A 14,770-nucleotide genomic window follows, 5' to 3' on the forward strand; every position below is an offset into this window, starting at 1 on the left:
GTTAATTGACCTTCCGCTCCAGAGGCACTACGTTTTCGGTGCTTACGGTTCCCCGCCCAACCTTCGGGGCGACCACCTCGTCCTCGTTGATGTAGTCCGCGTAGGTCGTCAGAGTCAGGACGAAAGTGCTGTGTCCCAGCCACTTTGAAACTTGCATGTAATGCTCGCCTGCAGATAAGTTCATGGTGGCAAAGGTATGCCGCAGATCGTGAAACCGCACCTGACCCAGCTTCAGAGAGCGGCATGCAGGTTGCAAATAGTGCTCGTACAGACTTGCGGCACAGACCGGCTTCGCCCAGTCGAACACATAGCGATTGCGACGCCCGGGGAACAGGGGAGCATGCGGGATGTACCTGTTGCCGGCTGTGTTCATCGCCGAGAACGGGTGAGTGTCAGTCAGATACACGCGCAATTCGTCGGCCAACCATGGCGCCAGAGGCACGACGCGATCGGACGAAGCGTCGCTCTTGGGAGTGCCGTACGTCCAGTCACGGTTCTTGCGCTTCGCGGTGCGCTCGACGCGGATGCTACCCACGGTGCCCGGTATATCGGACAATGTGACGTCCTGAACCTGTAGACCCTGGAGCTCGCTGGCCCGAACACCGGTGTGGGCGGTGAACAGCACGGCCAGCGCGTATACGTCGTTTCCTTGCCGGATATAGGTGCTGCCCGTAGGTCCTGCCGAGTTCGATTCTTCACGAACCATCACATGGTCAGTGGCGATCCAATCGACTACCGACGCTATCTGGTTGGCCGACAGCGGATGGTGCTTGAAGGGCTGTCCGGTGCGCTTGGTGGTTCTGCGGCGATTGGCGATAACCGGATTGGCTGCGATGGCCTGATCATCCTGAGCCACATCGAGAATCCGCTTCAGCGTTCCTACGATGTGCTTCACGGTCTTTGGACTGCGAGTGCTCAGCCCGGTGCTGGGGGACGCTTTGGAACCTGGTCGGCGATACCGCAGATACGGAGCGAGAAGACTCGCCCGAAACTGCGCAATGTCGGCCGTGGTGATCGCGGCCACAGGCTTGGAACCGAATACCGGACCGATGTGGCTCCGGTAGATCTTCTCGTAGCCTTCGATGGTGTTCGGGTCGATGATTCCGACCAGAGAGTCGAAGTACTGGCGCGCATAGGTTCCCAGGGGTGTATTGGCCTTCAGCTTCGCCGAGGACGGGTCAACGCCTGCTGCACCTTCCAGCTGATTCTCAACCTTCCGCATGTGCGCCTTGGCTTTGCGCTCGGTATCGAAGGTCTCGGATGTCTGCTTGAACTTGCCGGTGGGTGCTCCGAACTCATCCCGTATAGGTTCTAGCCATCGAACTTGGTAGGACACGACAGGATTGCCGAACTTGTCGACACGCTTGGTTACCCGCGCCCGAATCGTTGCAGCCATCAGACCACACCTTCCCGTTCAAGCACCCCGCGTACGGTGCTGTAACTCCATGTGTTGCTACGTGGTGCGGCGATGCCGGCAGTATCCAATGCCCTGGCGATGGCCTTGGTTCCCATACCGCCACTACGCAACTCGACGATGTGGTCAATGGTGACGCGGTCGATGGTGGACGGCTTTCCGAGTTGCTTTCCGGCCTGTCGAGCCTTGATCAGCCCTTGCTTAGTGCGCTTACTGATAAGCTCCCGCTCCTCTTCTGCCACTAGGAGTCTGGCGTGCGCAACGAGTTGCGACACTGTGTCGCTGTCGGTTCCGTCAAGCCCCACGATGCGCCACCCTTCGGCCTTCGCATCTGCCACCAGCTTTGCGCCGTCGGCCATGCTGCGGCTGGAGCGGTCTAAGGTGTTGACTACCAATACGTTCGCGATACCCGACTGGATAGCGGAAACAGCGGCTATGCGTCCGTGCAGCTTATCGGTCTTGCGGCCACTCATGACATCGATGTGCAGGCCGATAAGGTCCATGCCGTTGACGGTGCAGAACTGTTCGACCTGATCTCGTTGAGCTTCTAGCCCGTAGCCGCTCTCGGCCTGCCTGTTGGTCGAAACTCGCAGATAGCCAATGGCTCTCGACATATTGCTGCTCTCGCTCACTGCGCTCATGCCCTCTCCTTGGTGTCGGTTGTAGCGAGTGACGACCGTCACCCACCTCACCGAATACTTATAGCCGACCGCCTGACCTCGAAAGATGGCTTGAATACGCCACTCTCGGCCCTACGGACGTGGATAGCGCTTATGTGGACTCTCCAACTCACGCGGCGGCGGCAGCGCGCCTATCTGGCGATTTGCGGCGTTGGCCTGCCGAATTGCTTCGTCGCCGGTGATGTGGCGGGCGGGTGGCCCAGCGTCACGCTCGCGGGCGAATCTTCGCGGCCCGTCCCGATGCATCGGCGAATCCGGCGCTGACGATGCTTCATGCTGCCCAGAAGCGGGCGTGTCATGGTCACGTGGGTAGGCGGTCGGGTCTAAAGACTCCCGCCGCGCGCTGCTATCCCCGGGGACGTCTGTGTGGGGCGAGTCGCTTTGGTCGGGTGGGTGCGAAGAATGGTGCGTAGCACCTTCTTGCGAGCTTGCGTGCAAGTGAGCGCCATCCAGGCCGGCAATGTCGTCGGAAGCATCGGAGACACCTCGAGCCCTTCGAGATTCTTCACGGGACATTGTTGTGATGCCTTCGAAAATCTGCTCGTACGGCTTCGGTTCGCTCTGGGACAGTACGACTTCAGTCGGTGCTCTGAGGCCACCTCGATCCAGCACGTCCTTGATCGCGGCGAGCTTGACGGATTCGCTCTCGGCGGTGAGCGCAACTCCCAATAGCTGTTGAGCCATGAGGTCTTGCGCGTTCTCAAGCCTGATTCTGGCTGCCCGCTGGACTCTACGGGTGGCACCACCATGCGTACGGCATACCGTTGCACCTTTGAGCGCGGCTTTGAGACAACGGTCGCCGTTGCGCTTGTGTCCCACACATCTACGCGCTTGGACGTTCGGAGAGGCACGATGCCAGAACTCCTCGCTCCATCGAGGTACCGCAGTGGCATCGTTGTTCATGCTCGACGTTGTCGATGCTTCGACGACCGCCGGAAGATTGTCGCCTTCAGTGATTTCGACAGCTTCGACGTCGATCACGTTGTCTTCGTCAGGCATTGGCTTGCTCCTTCTGTGCTGCTTGCATTTGCCCAGCTGGGCGTTCATCGCCGCAGGTAGAGGCGTTTCGTCCGGACGAAAACATGGCCTGACCTGGGAAGAGGAGACTATGGACATCCCGTCGGAACATTTCTGAAAATGCCCTATATAGGGAGTGCTTGCGAAACATCCATTTTTTCCTTTTGCCTAGTCAGCGTGGTTTTCCCGCCGGGGGTCGGCCCGACGCACCGTCTGCAACCTCTGCTTCAGCGCGATGCCGACCCGCAGCTTGTCTCCACCGGCTTCGCGCTTGAAGCCGCTTCCGTCCATGTACCGGCCGAAAGCGCGCGCTCCGTAGGGGCGTTCGATTCCTTCGCTGTCACACCAGGCCCGATAGGCCGCGAGTAATTCCGGGTTAGGGACTCTCAGGTGGGTCGCCTCATCGCAGCAGTCTCGGCGGAACTGCAACAGTTCGTCGTTGGCTTCGTAGTAGGCCGTGGTGGCTTGCTGCACCTTTTCGGGAACATCGGCCAGGCCGTTTTCTAGATACTGCGCATAGCCTTTGATGAGGAAGTCCAGCACGGCATCGGCGTCGTCTTCCAGATGTGCACTGAGCCCGACATTGGCTGCGCCGGGGTCGTTGGGGTCTGGGTCTGGGATGCGGACGTTGAACGGAATGACCACGATTCGGCGCCAGGACGCTTTGTCGTCCCCGGATACCTTCGGGCCGTGATTGGTCATCAGGGTCAGGGTGTGCGTGGGTTCCCACGTCACACGCTTCTCGTATAGGTCGCGTCCGGTGAGTGTTCCTCCGCCGGTGAGGCTTTTCATCTTGGCTTCGTCGATGCGCTCGCCGCGGTTGGTTTCGTCGATGGAGACGTAGCGCTTACGGAACAGCACGATGTTGTCCGACGAGTGCGTGAACCGGGTCTCCATGATCATTTCGCGGGGTGCGATGCTGGCGTAGTCGCCCAGTGCATACCGCAGTGCGCCGTCGAGCACCGTCTTGCCGTTGCTCCCCAGCTCGCCGAGCCAGATGACAAATATGTCTTCGCGATGATTGCCGAGCAGTGCGCTGCCCGCGACGCGTTGGAGGTACTCCAGGGTGGGGTCGTCGGGCTGGATGCGCTCCAGCATCGGACGAAAGACTGTGCTGCTGTCGTATGCGCCTTTATGGAATTCAGCGCGGGTGATCTGCATGAGCAAGTCGTTGGGGTCGTGTTGACGAGCTTCGCGACTGCTTAGGTTGATCGTGCAGTTTGGCGTATTGAGTAGCCAGGGCTTGGCATCAAAGTCTTCGATGCGTGCGGAAAATCCGCGCAGCTTTGAGGCGATCTTGAGTACGCCGGTGATGCCTGCCGAGGTATGGCAGCGCTGGATGTCTTCCTGAAGCTGTTGGTTGGAGAATGCCGAGGGCCACAGGTCCGCCAGCAGGTCAATCAACAACTGCTGAATGCGGCTCTCATTGTCGTCCAGACGCCAGACCCTGCCGTCGTAGTAGTGCCAGCCGCGTTTAGCGATAAATTTATGCAGCCCAGCCGATTTGGTCTCCAGGCGTCCCGCCATCCGCAGATCTCGTGTGACGACCTTGTCGTTGACGCTGGGTTGCTCGGGCTCGCCGCTGCCGGTGTCTGTGGTGCCGCCAGGCGGTATACTCGACGTCATCTGTTCCCTTTCGGCGAGTTCTCCCCTTCACTGCCAAATGCGCTCGGGAGAATCGCTTTTCACCGGCTAGGCTTCACCGCCTCTGTCTCGATGTGTTGCTACGAATCCAGCTCTGCCAACTCGGCTTCCGCTTCACGTTGTGCCAACCGTGCCAGCTCCCGCCTTGCTTCATCATTCGCGATATCCCAGTCCACGGCTACGCCTAGGCTTTCCAACCACCTAAGCGCCATGCGCCGCGAGTACCTGTTGTGGTGAGTCGCGCGCACAGTCTCAAGCTCCCCAGCGGCGGCAGCAAGCTCTACCTTGGTGAGAGTCACCGGGAAGCCGCATTCCTCGACAATGAAGCGATGGACGGCAGCGGTATTGAACTCCGCTCGGTCCAGAAGGTTGATGTAAGGCATGATCCGTTGTCTCCCATGGCCCGTTTCCTTGCGCTGGCGGGTGCCAGCAAGACCGACTTTAGGCGCACGAAAGCCGCTGCGCCGCAACGACTGCGAAGATAGGGGACGCCCCTAGTAACCCCTAGTCCGCGGCTCTGAGCTGCGGAAATGTGCGATGCAGGACAGTAATAGTTTGCTGGCCAATAGATTTTGGACCCGCGCGTACCACGCGTGCTGCCCTACAACGTCGGGACGGTCTGAAATACCGGATCTATTGACCCCGCAGCGATGTACGCGAGAACCGACGGGATTCCGTTGTAGCGCAGTATCACCGTCCCGACCATCTATGTCCGTGACAGGGCCAGTCGGGCTTGCCCACTGCGACAGCCACCCGTCTTGTTCTTGTGCGAGCTTGCGAGCGCGGCGGGATCTTTTCAGACTCCGTTAGCGCCACGTCCGCGTAGGCTTACGAGTGGCTCTGGAGTCGTTGGGTTCGACTTCGTGCAGGATGTACCCGTGCTCGTAGTACGCACCGCGTCTGTTTCCGCACTGCGTTGACCGATGGCCGTCGCCGCTTCCCGTGGGGCAGGTGCAGAATCCGCGTCCACCCGGCTTGTTGGGGTTGAACTTGCACCCGCTGGAGCGCTGCAGATAGCGCCGCCAGAGGCGAAGCGGTAGCACGGCATCAAAGCGCGGAGCCCAATTGTCTTCGGCGTCCCGGCGGTTATCCGCCTCTACGCTCGCGGGTCCATGATGCCGCCCGTGGATATGGTGGCTCTTGCAGAACTTGCACCAGAACGTCAGCCCTGAACCGTTATCAGTGCGCCAAGCGTGGACCACGGGGTACAGCTCCAGTTCATGATCCAATTGGGACGACAGCTTGTTTACGGTCCAATCTTCGCCGCACCCGAGCACGCGCCCGCCACTCCAGCCGGGGTTTGGATGGGCGTCGTCGAGAGGGGCCAGCAGGTCGGCACTGTCGCCGTACACGGCGGCGTTGCACGCCTCGATCCGCGACCGGGTGTCGCCAAAATATCGAGTCACAGTGGTTTCCTTCCAAGTTCTGGCCTTCTCCGGCCTGCTGTTGTGTCGGGCAGTCGCCCTACTCTGTCCAGTGGGGTGCTGCCATATCGATTGGCGCGGCTGCCGTCACGGCACGAGGCCGGCGATCCACCGGTCCAGGGCGCTACGCGGCCAATAGGCAGTGTTACCAATGATTCTGGGGCGGGCCAGTTTTCCTGAGTAGTAGGCAGCTCGAACGATGGTGTTTGGCGTTACCCTCTCTAACCCTCTAGAGCGGCAGTAATCGGCTGCGGCACCGCGGGTATAGAGCTGCTCACCGGTGGCTGAAAGTGACATGGTTGCCTCGCGTTAATCGGCATGGACTCACCGTCATTATCCCCGACCGGCCCGGGCACGTCCACCGCTGAGCGCGCGAAATTGACTGGCGCACAGGGTATAATTGTGTCATGGGCGTGGGCGAACCTGTAAGTTCCCAAAGGTAGCCGGTATCCCCGGAGCCGCCGTCGCGAAGGCGGAAGTGGTTTCTCCTTTCAGTCCTTCCGCTTTCGGACAGACGGTTCAGCTTTGAACTACTACCGGAGACCCGAAAATGACCACCTATACACGCCCCCGAACCAATCGTTCTGACTTGGAGTCGCTTTTGATTCTGCCGCCTTTCGGTGGGGAAGGCGGCATTGCCACACAGGGTGATGCCCTCGTCAACGTGACCGCGGACGGTGTTGACCTCAACGCTATTTGGGCAGAGGTGGCACAAGTAATCTCCGCGTGGAACAACGAACGCAGTGCCCTGACCAACCTGTTGGCCTTTAACACCACCAACACCGCAGACGCCATTCCGCAAAGCAAGTCAGAGGACAGCTTCGAGGAAGCCTCGGAGTTCGGCCAGCCTGAATCTCTGCGTCCACCTTCGGAATACGCGCTCATGGGCTACCAGTTTCGCGATTTCGACCTCGCCATGCGCTACAGCCGATTCTTCCTCAGAGACGCCACAGCCGAACAAGTTCGGGCCGTACTCAACTACGCACTGGAGGCCGACAACCGCCTGACCTCCGGCACTATCCTCCAACGGCTGTTCGATCCCACACAGGGTGAAAATGATTGGGGCCACGTCGTCTACGGGTTGTACAACGGAGACACGATGACCCCTCCGCCTTACCTCGGGCGCAGTTTCGCCACACCGCACCAGCACTACCTCGTATCCGGCTCCGCGACAATCGACTCCGGTGACCTAGAACAGGCGGCGAAGCTGGTGACCGAGCACGGATACGGCACCACACCCAACAGCCGCCTACTGGCGCTAATGAACCCGGCCCAAGCTGAGGTGGTCTCCACCTTCAAGGCCGGCGAAGAGAGCGCAAGCGGAATCGTTGCGAAGTATGACTATATCCCCAGCGCGGGAGCTCCGGCTTACCTGCAGCCCGACAACATAGTCGGCCAAGTGGCCCCTGAGTCGTTCAGCGGTCTGAAGGTACAAGGTTCTTACGGCGACGTGTGGGTTATCCAAAGTGACTTCATCCCTGAGGATTACTTCGCCGTCGTCGCTACCTACGGTCCCAATTCACCCGACAATGTGATTGGCTTTCGCCAGCACGTTAGCCCGGTTTACCAGGGACTCAGAATTATTCCTGGCAATACCGATTACCCACTCCAAGACTCGTTCCTGTCCAGAGCGTTTGGTGTCGGTACCCGCCGACGCGGCCAAGCCGCCGTGGTTCAGGTCAAAAGCTCCGGCGCGTATGACATCCCGGTGATTCCGCGATGAGTAGCATTCCGTATCCGCTGGACCCCAACGACACTGATGGCGAAAGTGAATTCTGTTGGGGCGAAGGTCTGGAGCCGCCGTCTGTCCGCGGAAAGCCGCCCAGCGAAGGTGGGACGTATAGGGGTACAACGCCATACTGTGAGCCGAGAATTGGGGTGGAACGGAGGTAGGCATCGAGTACAAGAGGAGCCGTTCGCGAGGAGCCTTGTGCGGAATCCCATCGATGAGATTCGTTTCTTCCCGATCTTGGAAAACACTCCGTTACCACCTGTTCCCCATTTAGTGTTGATCCCTGCGATCAGAGATGTGTAGGTTTCGGGGGATGAAGGCACTTGGCGCGCGGGAACTCAGAGTGGGACGCCCTTGTAGGCGTCGCCGTCGATGCTGGTTGGACTCTGAGCTATGACAAGAGTGGCCATCCCCGGCTGACTCCACCGGAGGGTCTTTGCGACCCGGCAACAGGTAAACCCGCCCGACCAGTAACGCTGAGCAGCACAAGTTCCGACTACCGAGGAGTTAGGAACTGCGCAGCACAGCTACGCAAACTCGGCGTCGAAGTGCCCCACAAGGGGTATACAGCGCCTAAGAAGAAACGGCCCGAAGGATCGAAGTGATGAAGGCCTACAACGTAGAAGCAGTCATGGCCCCCATTTCTACGGATGAAGAGTGGGACGGTCTGCGCGACCTGATAGATGTGATACCCGGCACCATCTTGATCGAGGATCCGGATGAGCCACTCATAATTTTCCCGATTGACGCTCGTGACGAGTACGCAGCGTTCTCACTCGTGGACGGGTTCCTTCGCCTGCGTGGTGTGGAGCCTGAACGCGGTCGAATCTGCCTCGTCGACGACCATGACGACGACCATGACGACGATTGCATCACGAACGCCGAGTGGGACAACCTGGTCAGCAGATAGACGTCCGAGCGGTTTCGCCGCTATCGGCGAATGTCTTCGGCGGGATCTTGACTTGTAGACGGCAGGGTGTACTCTGGCGATCTTCGCTGACGCGGAGTCTATGAATCGGAGCCCCAAATGGCGGCGCTCGTTACGTGCTCGTGGTGCGATCACGGCATCATCCGAAACGAAACTCACGGTCGAATTCGTATCGACCAGCCTCCTAAGCAATGCGCGAACTGTGGCGAGTGCCAGGCACGGCGGTTGGGCGGCCAGGCCGCCGGTGCGGAGGACGATGTCTCAGTGGTCCGAATCCCCATCGAGCAGGCAGAGACTGGGATGTCCCTTGCTGTCGTGCGGGACGGCCATGCTTACCTTTTCCAGGTTGAGCGAAAGTCGTTCTCGTGGAACGGGAATGAAGGAACAATATTTACTTTGGAGTCTGAGCCGGTCCGTGGTGGCGCTCCTTGGGTGATCACCGGTCCCCCGGGGACAATCGTCAACCGCGTCATCCGCAAGCGTTGACCCTTCGGTAGCTATAAAAATCGTCGAGAGAGAACGCTGACAATGTGGATTCTGACAGTCATTGCGACCCTGACGGGCGTCGCGGGCCTCACTTTAAGTCTTCGCAACTACCGACATATGAAACACGCGCCTGTGCGCGATAACCAGATGAAAATTCGTGGGAATCTGCGGCAGACACTTCTCCTGACCGACTACCACCATCTGGAGAAGGCACTCAACCAGCTCGAAAGCCGACTCCCCTCGGACCGTATAAAGGACGAATTGAGTAGCCTTCGCGAGTACCTGATTCTCCGCAAGGATGAGTTCATTGCTCCCACACACGAACAAATCTCGGCACTGGTTGCGACGATCGATACGGCCATTTCGCACTATGAAGCTGCCACTGGAGTGCCTACGGACGACTCGATCTTCGCGCCCGACGGTGATAAACCGGCGCGGCAGCAGCTGAAGGCTGACCTTTCGCTGCTTCGGACGCAAGTCAGGTGCATCATCAGCGGGATAAATGAGATCGACAAGAACGCGTTCGGCATCCGACGGCAAATCGCGCTTTTCAAAGAGCTGGAGAATGTGGAATGCCGGCCAGAGTCCGACTCGACCCGCAAGGGTGTGCAACGACGCGCTGTCGACGAGAACCGCCCGCGCATGCTTAACCCCCTCCAATGAGCGGTTCAGCCTGGCGGCCCTCACCGGCTTTAGCGCAGAAGCCGTCACACGTCCACGCCGCGTCCACAGTCGTTCGCCAACTGGGCAAACTGGGCTAACGCCCGATGCTGTCCTGTATCGCGCCCGTAGCCGTCCTTTCCTGTTCTGAACTGGGCATTACTCCCGATCTAATGTCCTCGCGGAGCGTTACAGCAAATCTAATCGCGCCGGGGAGTCCGACTTAAAATCCGCACAGTGTCGGTTCGAGTCCGACTGGGGGCACCTGCCGCCCGCCGTGACCCATCGGCGCTGCCTATGGCTGCTCGCAGCGTTCCCTATTGGACATCGCCGGCTCATTTCGGCAGCGTGGATCCCATCATCATCGGCAGGTCAGCGTCGACCGGCCCATCCAAAGGAGACGCTGCGTGCCGCAATCCGGCTTCTCTGCCGACAACTTCACGCTGGTCACATCAAGAACGTTCGACCAGCTGGAGGTCGGCGAGATATTTCGCGCACCCAGCCGGACTGTCACCGACGCACACGCCTCAGCGTTTCAGGCGGTCTCTGCGGACAACCATCCCGTGCATTACGACGTCGAGTGGGCCCGGGCGCACGGCCACACCGCCCCGGTGGTGCACGGCCTTCAGGTGTTGGCGTTCACCGCCCCCGGCGCCACGCTCTTTCCCCACATCATCGGCGAGGTGTTCGTCAGCTTCGAAAGCGTGTCCTGTCGTTTCCTCGGCGAAGTCCACGCCGGCGACACGCTGTACCCGCAGCTCGAGATCATCTCCTTGTCCGATGCCGGTGAACTCGGCCGCGTGACCACCGCGGCGACCGTGCACAATCAGCGCGGCGAATTGGTACTCGACGGTCAGCACACCTACCTGCTCCGGCGCTGACGCGTCCCGGACCCGAACTCTCGACCCGCTGAGGAGCTGAGCACCTGTGCCCCAACCGACCGTTGTCCTGGTCCACGGCGCGTTCGCTGATGCGTCCACGTACGCCCCGGTCACGAAAGCGTTGCTCGACGAAGGTATTTCGGTGCTGGCGCCCGCGGTACCCAATTGCAGCTTGCTCGGCGACGCGCGCGAAGTCCGGTTTGTTGTCGAACAGCTCGACGGCCCCGTCCTGCTGGTCGGTCACTCCTATGGCGGTGCGGTGATCACGGTGGCCGGCGCCGCCGACAACGTCGTGGGCTTGGTCTATTTGGCCGGCTATGCCCTCGACGAAGGTGAGAGCCTGGCCGAACTGCAGGGCGGGTTTCCGGATTCGGAGCTGCCCGCCGCGCTGGTGCAAACCGAAGTGCCCGCGTCGGTGGCCGGTGAAGCCCGCGTCGACGTCACGGTCACACCGGAGCGTTTCGGCCCGGTGATCGGTGCCGACGTGGACCCCGAACTGATTGCGACACTGGCAGTTTCGCAGCGACCGCTGGCCGCCGCTGCCTTCGTCGAGGCGGCACCGGTTGCCGCCTGGCGATCCAAGCCCGCCTGGGCCGTCGTTGCCGCCGATGACCACGCGATCAACCCCGACGTGCAGCGGTTCGGCTATCGACGCGCAGGTGCCAATACAACGGAGATCAACTCCTCACATCTGGTGACGCTGTCGCACCCGCTGGAGATCGCGGCGTTGATCAGCGCGGCGCTCAGCGAGGTCACAGTCTGATGGCCGGTGGCGACACCCACTTCTACCGAACCGTCGACGGACACGGGCTGGCGCACGATCCGTTCAACGCCATCGTCGGCCCTCGCCCGATCGGCTGGATCTCCACCCGCAGCGTCGAGGGCATCGCCAACCTGGCGCCCTACAGTTTCTTCAACGCTTTCAGCTACACCCCGCCGTTGATCGGCTTTTCCTCGATCGGCTGGAAAGACACCGTGGCCAACGTCGAGGCGACCGGTGAGTTCGTCTGGAATCTGGCCACCCGCCCGCTGGCCGAGGCGATGAACCTGACGTCGGCTTCCCTGCCAGCAACTGAGGACGAATTCGCCTGCAGCGGTTTGACTGCCGAGCCGAGTCGTCTGGTCAGTGCTCCTCGGGTCGGCGAGAGCCCGGTGAACTTCGAATGCAAGCTGACCCAGTTGATCCGGCTGACCGGCATCGACGGACAAGACTCGCAGAGTTGGCTCGTTATCGGACAGGTCGTCGCCGTCCACATCGACCAAAAACTCTTGGTCAACGGGGTTTACGACACCGCTGCCGCCGCACCGATCTTGCGCGCCGGCGGCCCTGCCGCCTACGCCGGCATCACCCACGAGTCGATGTTCAGCATGACCAGACCTGATGACCAACCACAGCAGAAAGGGCGCCATGCCGACGATCACCACCGATGACGGTGTCGAGATCTACTACAAGGACTGGGGCACAGGGCAACCCATCGTGTTCAGCCACGGCTGGCCGCTGTCCTCCGACGACTGGGACGCGCAGCTGATGTTCTTCGTCAACCACGGTTATCGGGTGGTGGCACACGACCGGCGCGGACACGGCCGCTCCGAGCAGGTCGCCGACGGCCACGACATGGACCACTATGCCGACGACCTCGCCGCGGTCGTCACCCACCTCGATCTTCACGACGCGGTGCACATCGGACACTCCACCGGCGGTGGGGAAGTGGTGCGGTATTTGGCCCGGCACGGCGAAAGCCGCGCCGCCAAGGCCGTTTTGATCTCGTCGGTCCCGCCGTTGATGGTGCAAACCGACGCCAACCCCGGTGGGCTCCCGAAGTCGGTGTTCGACGACTTCCAGCTGCAGGTTGCGACCCGGCGTTCGGAGTTTTATCGCGAGGTGGCCGCCGGTCCGTTCTACGGATTCAACCGAGACGGAGTCGAACTCTCTGAAGCCATCGTCGCGAACTGGTGGCGCCAGGGCATGACCGGCGGAGCGAAGGCCCACTATGACGGCGTGGTCGCGTTCTCGCAGACCGATTTCACCGAAGACCTCAAAGGGATCGGAATCCCGGTCCTGGTGATGCACGGCGACGACGACCAGATCGTGCCCTACGCCGACGCGGGGCCGTTGTCGGCCGCGCTGCTGCCCAACGGCACGCTCAAGACGTATGCGGGCTTCCCACACGGAATGCCCACCACCCACGCCGAGACGATCAACGCGGACCTGCTCGAGTTCGTACGGTCTTGACCCTCAGGCCGATTCGCGGGCAGCGGTGCTGAATTCCTTCCAGACGCCGAAGAAGGCCTGGGTGGCAGCGGCGGGCTCGATGTCGTTGCGCCACACCAGGATTTTGTCGAAGCCCACGCTCGGGGTGAGGGTGCGAATCGCAAGGTCGGGGCAGTCCTGCAGGGCCGGATCTGAATCTGCGGAGATTGCGACGCCGACACCTTGGCGGGCGAACGCGATCTGCAGTCGAACGTCATTGGCGACGTAGTTGACCGCGATGTCGGCTCCGCTTTCGGCGATGGCGGTGTCCAGGCGTGACCGCAGCGCACTCGAGGCGGGGTAGGTGATCACCGGATGGCCGCTCAGCGCGGCGAGTGTCACCGGTTCGGCGAAGGCGAACACCACCGGGTCGAAGACCGCCACCAGGTGACCGGAGAACATCGGGGCGCTCGCGATCGTCGCCGGCAGGGTGCCGTGCGGGCGGGCGATCACCGCGACGTGGAGACGGCCCTGGACCACCATGTCCAGCAGGGGCGTACTCGTCGCTTCGGTGAGGTGTATGTCGATGCCCGGATGAGCCTTGCGCAACGCGCCCAGCAGCATCGGGATCGAGGTGTTCTCCACACCGCCGCCGGTGCCGATCCGGAACTCGCCCCGCAACAGGCCTGCGCGCGCGGAGAATTCCGCCTTGGCGTTCTCGGCGGCTGCCAGGCATTGCCGGGCATAGGGCAGAAGGATCTCGCCGCCGTCGGTGAGTGCCACAGTGCGGGCGTCGCGGTCGAACAGGGCCTCACCCAGCTCGCGTTCCAAGGCATTGATCTGGCCGCTGATCGTCGGCTGCGTCACGTGGCATCGTTGAGCTGCTCGCGTGAACGACAGCTCGTCGGCGACCGCGACGAAGTACTCCAAACTGCGAAGGTCCATCCGACAAGGATGGCGCACGCCGGGCGAACGCGCCCTAACCCCCACGCAGCAGTTGCCCCGCTCGCCGCAACACGTCCAGCTGCGCGGGGTTGTAGAGTTCGGCCATTGCGTCGTCGATCACCTTGTCCGCGAACCGCTTTCCGTGCGGAGCGTCGGCGCGCGAATCGTCCAGACCAGGATTCGCCTCGCGCACGGCGCGGATGTAGGGAACCAGTCGCTCGGCGAGCGCTTGTCGGGCCTCCTCGGACGCATCGGCAGCCAGATTGTCCAAGTCGACAGCAGCAGGATCATCAGGCGTCTGCCGCATCATGTCCGCATAGACCTGTGCGCCGCGGGGTCCGAGCACGCGGCTCAGGACCACGACGAGCGAGCGGTCCGCGTCGGTCATTTTCGCCGCGGTATCGGGCGCCACGAAGTCGGGCGGCAGATCGGTCGGCGCGGCCTGCATAAGCAACTCGGCCAGCTCCGCGCGAACACGCTGTAACCGCGTGATCGTCTCCGCCAATTCAACGTCGAGTTCGCGCAGTGCCTGTTCCGGGTATTCGTCGTGCTCGCCTAGGGCGGCGATCTGGGGGAGTGAGAAGCCGAGGTCGGTCAGCCGCTTGATGCGCACCAACCGAACCAGATGCGCGACGCCGTACTGCTTGTAGCCGTTGCTGAGCCGCGTGGGCTCCGGCAGCAGGCCGACGTCGTGGTAGTGGCGCACCGCGCGCAGACTGGTGCCGGCCAACTCGGCGAGTTCCCGCGTGCTCCAGGCCACGGTCCCAT

The 14,770-nt window shown here is 61.5% G+C and carries 14 protein-coding genes; 7 read left to right on the forward strand and 7 right to left on the reverse strand.

Annotated elements, in window-relative coordinates; all coding sequences use genetic code 11:
- Position 1: 1 nt before the first annotated feature.
- The 5 genes from BST42_RS17760 to BST42_RS17780 form a co-directional block, all read right to left on the reverse strand.
- The gene (locus tag BST42_RS17760; protein WP_083120626.1) at positions 2-1,396 is read right to left on the reverse strand and encodes a tyrosine-type recombinase/integrase; all 1,395 of its coding nucleotides are present in this window, start codon (positions 1,394-1,396) and stop codon (positions 2-4) included.
- Entirely contained in the window at positions 1,396-2,055 is a 660-nt protein-coding gene (locus BST42_RS17765) for a recombinase family protein (RefSeq protein WP_237159482.1), read from the reverse strand. The genes BST42_RS17760 and BST42_RS17765 overlap by 1 nt, the downstream gene beginning before the upstream one ends.
- A 111-nt stretch (positions 2,056-2,166) precedes the next feature.
- A complete protein-coding gene (locus BST42_RS29390; protein WP_133057476.1) occupies positions 2,167-3,093 on the reverse strand; it encodes a hypothetical protein in 927 nt (308 codons plus the stop codon).
- 186 nt (positions 3,094-3,279) lie between these two features.
- Positions 3,280-4,737 (reverse strand): DNA primase family protein, encoded by a 1,458-nt coding sequence (locus BST42_RS17775; RefSeq protein WP_083120628.1) that lies wholly within the window; start codon positions 4,735-4,737, stop codon positions 3,280-3,282.
- Positions 4,738-4,835: 98 nt separating this feature from the next.
- Complete coding sequence (locus tag BST42_RS17780) at positions 4,836-5,138, reverse strand: hypothetical protein (protein WP_083120629.1); 303 nt, start codon at positions 5,136-5,138, stop codon at positions 4,836-4,838.
- Positions 5,139-6,729: 1,591 nt separating this feature from the next.
- On the opposite strand from BST42_RS17780, the gene BST42_RS17785 reads away from it, so the two are divergent.
- The 7 genes from BST42_RS17785 to BST42_RS17815 all read left to right on the forward strand — a co-directional run bounded on the left by BST42_RS17785 (position 6,730) and on the right by BST42_RS17815 (position 13,099).
- Positions 6,730-7,902 (forward strand): hypothetical protein, encoded by a 1,173-nt coding sequence (locus tag BST42_RS17785; RefSeq protein ID WP_083120630.1) that lies wholly within the window; start codon positions 6,730-6,732, stop codon positions 7,900-7,902.
- 613 nt (positions 7,903-8,515) lie between these two features.
- On the forward strand, positions 8,516-8,821 hold the full coding sequence (locus tag BST42_RS17790) for a hypothetical protein (RefSeq protein WP_133057477.1): 306 nt from the start codon (positions 8,516-8,518) through the stop codon (positions 8,819-8,821).
- A gap of 546 nt (positions 8,822-9,367) precedes the next feature.
- Positions 9,368-9,988, forward strand: a complete 621-nt coding sequence (locus tag BST42_RS17795; RefSeq protein ID WP_083120632.1) for a hypothetical protein — start codon at positions 9,368-9,370, stop codon at positions 9,986-9,988.
- Between the two features lie 404 nt (positions 9,989-10,392).
- Positions 10,393-10,866 carry a MaoC family dehydratase gene (locus BST42_RS17800; RefSeq protein ID WP_083120633.1) on the forward strand — a complete coding sequence of 158 codons (474 nt, stop codon included), beginning with the start codon at positions 10,393-10,395 and terminating at the stop codon, positions 10,864-10,866.
- A gap of 46 nt (positions 10,867-10,912) precedes the next feature.
- On the forward strand, positions 10,913-11,629 hold the full coding sequence (locus tag BST42_RS17805; protein WP_083120634.1) for an alpha/beta fold hydrolase: 717 nt from the start codon (positions 10,913-10,915) through the stop codon (positions 11,627-11,629).
- Positions 11,629-12,297: a flavin reductase family protein gene (locus tag BST42_RS17810; protein WP_083120635.1), complete on the forward strand. Its 669-nt coding sequence runs from the start codon at positions 11,629-11,631 to the stop codon at positions 12,295-12,297. The genes BST42_RS17805 and BST42_RS17810 overlap by 1 nt, the downstream gene beginning before the upstream one ends.
- On the forward strand, positions 12,275-13,099 hold the full coding sequence (locus tag BST42_RS17815) for an alpha/beta fold hydrolase (protein ID WP_083120636.1): 825 nt from the start codon (positions 12,275-12,277) through the stop codon (positions 13,097-13,099). Before BST42_RS17810 ends, BST42_RS17815 begins: the two co-directional genes overlap by 23 nt.
- Before the next feature lie 3 nt (positions 13,100-13,102).
- On the opposite strand, the gene BST42_RS17820 is transcribed toward BST42_RS17815, so the two are convergent.
- Both BST42_RS17820 and BST42_RS17825 read right to left on the reverse strand, forming a co-directional pair.
- Entirely contained in the window at positions 13,103-14,002 is a 900-nt protein-coding gene (locus BST42_RS17820) for a LysR family transcriptional regulator (protein ID WP_083120637.1), read from the reverse strand.
- Between the two features lie 34 nt (positions 14,003-14,036).
- Entirely contained in the window at positions 14,037-14,762 is a 726-nt protein-coding gene (locus tag BST42_RS17825; RefSeq protein ID WP_083120638.1) for a MerR family transcriptional regulator, read from the reverse strand.
- Positions 14,763-14,770: the final 8 nt, after the last annotated feature.

It is taken from the genome of Mycolicibacterium rhodesiae (assembly GCF_002086695.1).
Lineage (GTDB): Bacteria > Actinomycetota > Actinomycetes > Mycobacteriales > Mycobacteriaceae > Mycobacterium > Mycobacterium rhodesiae.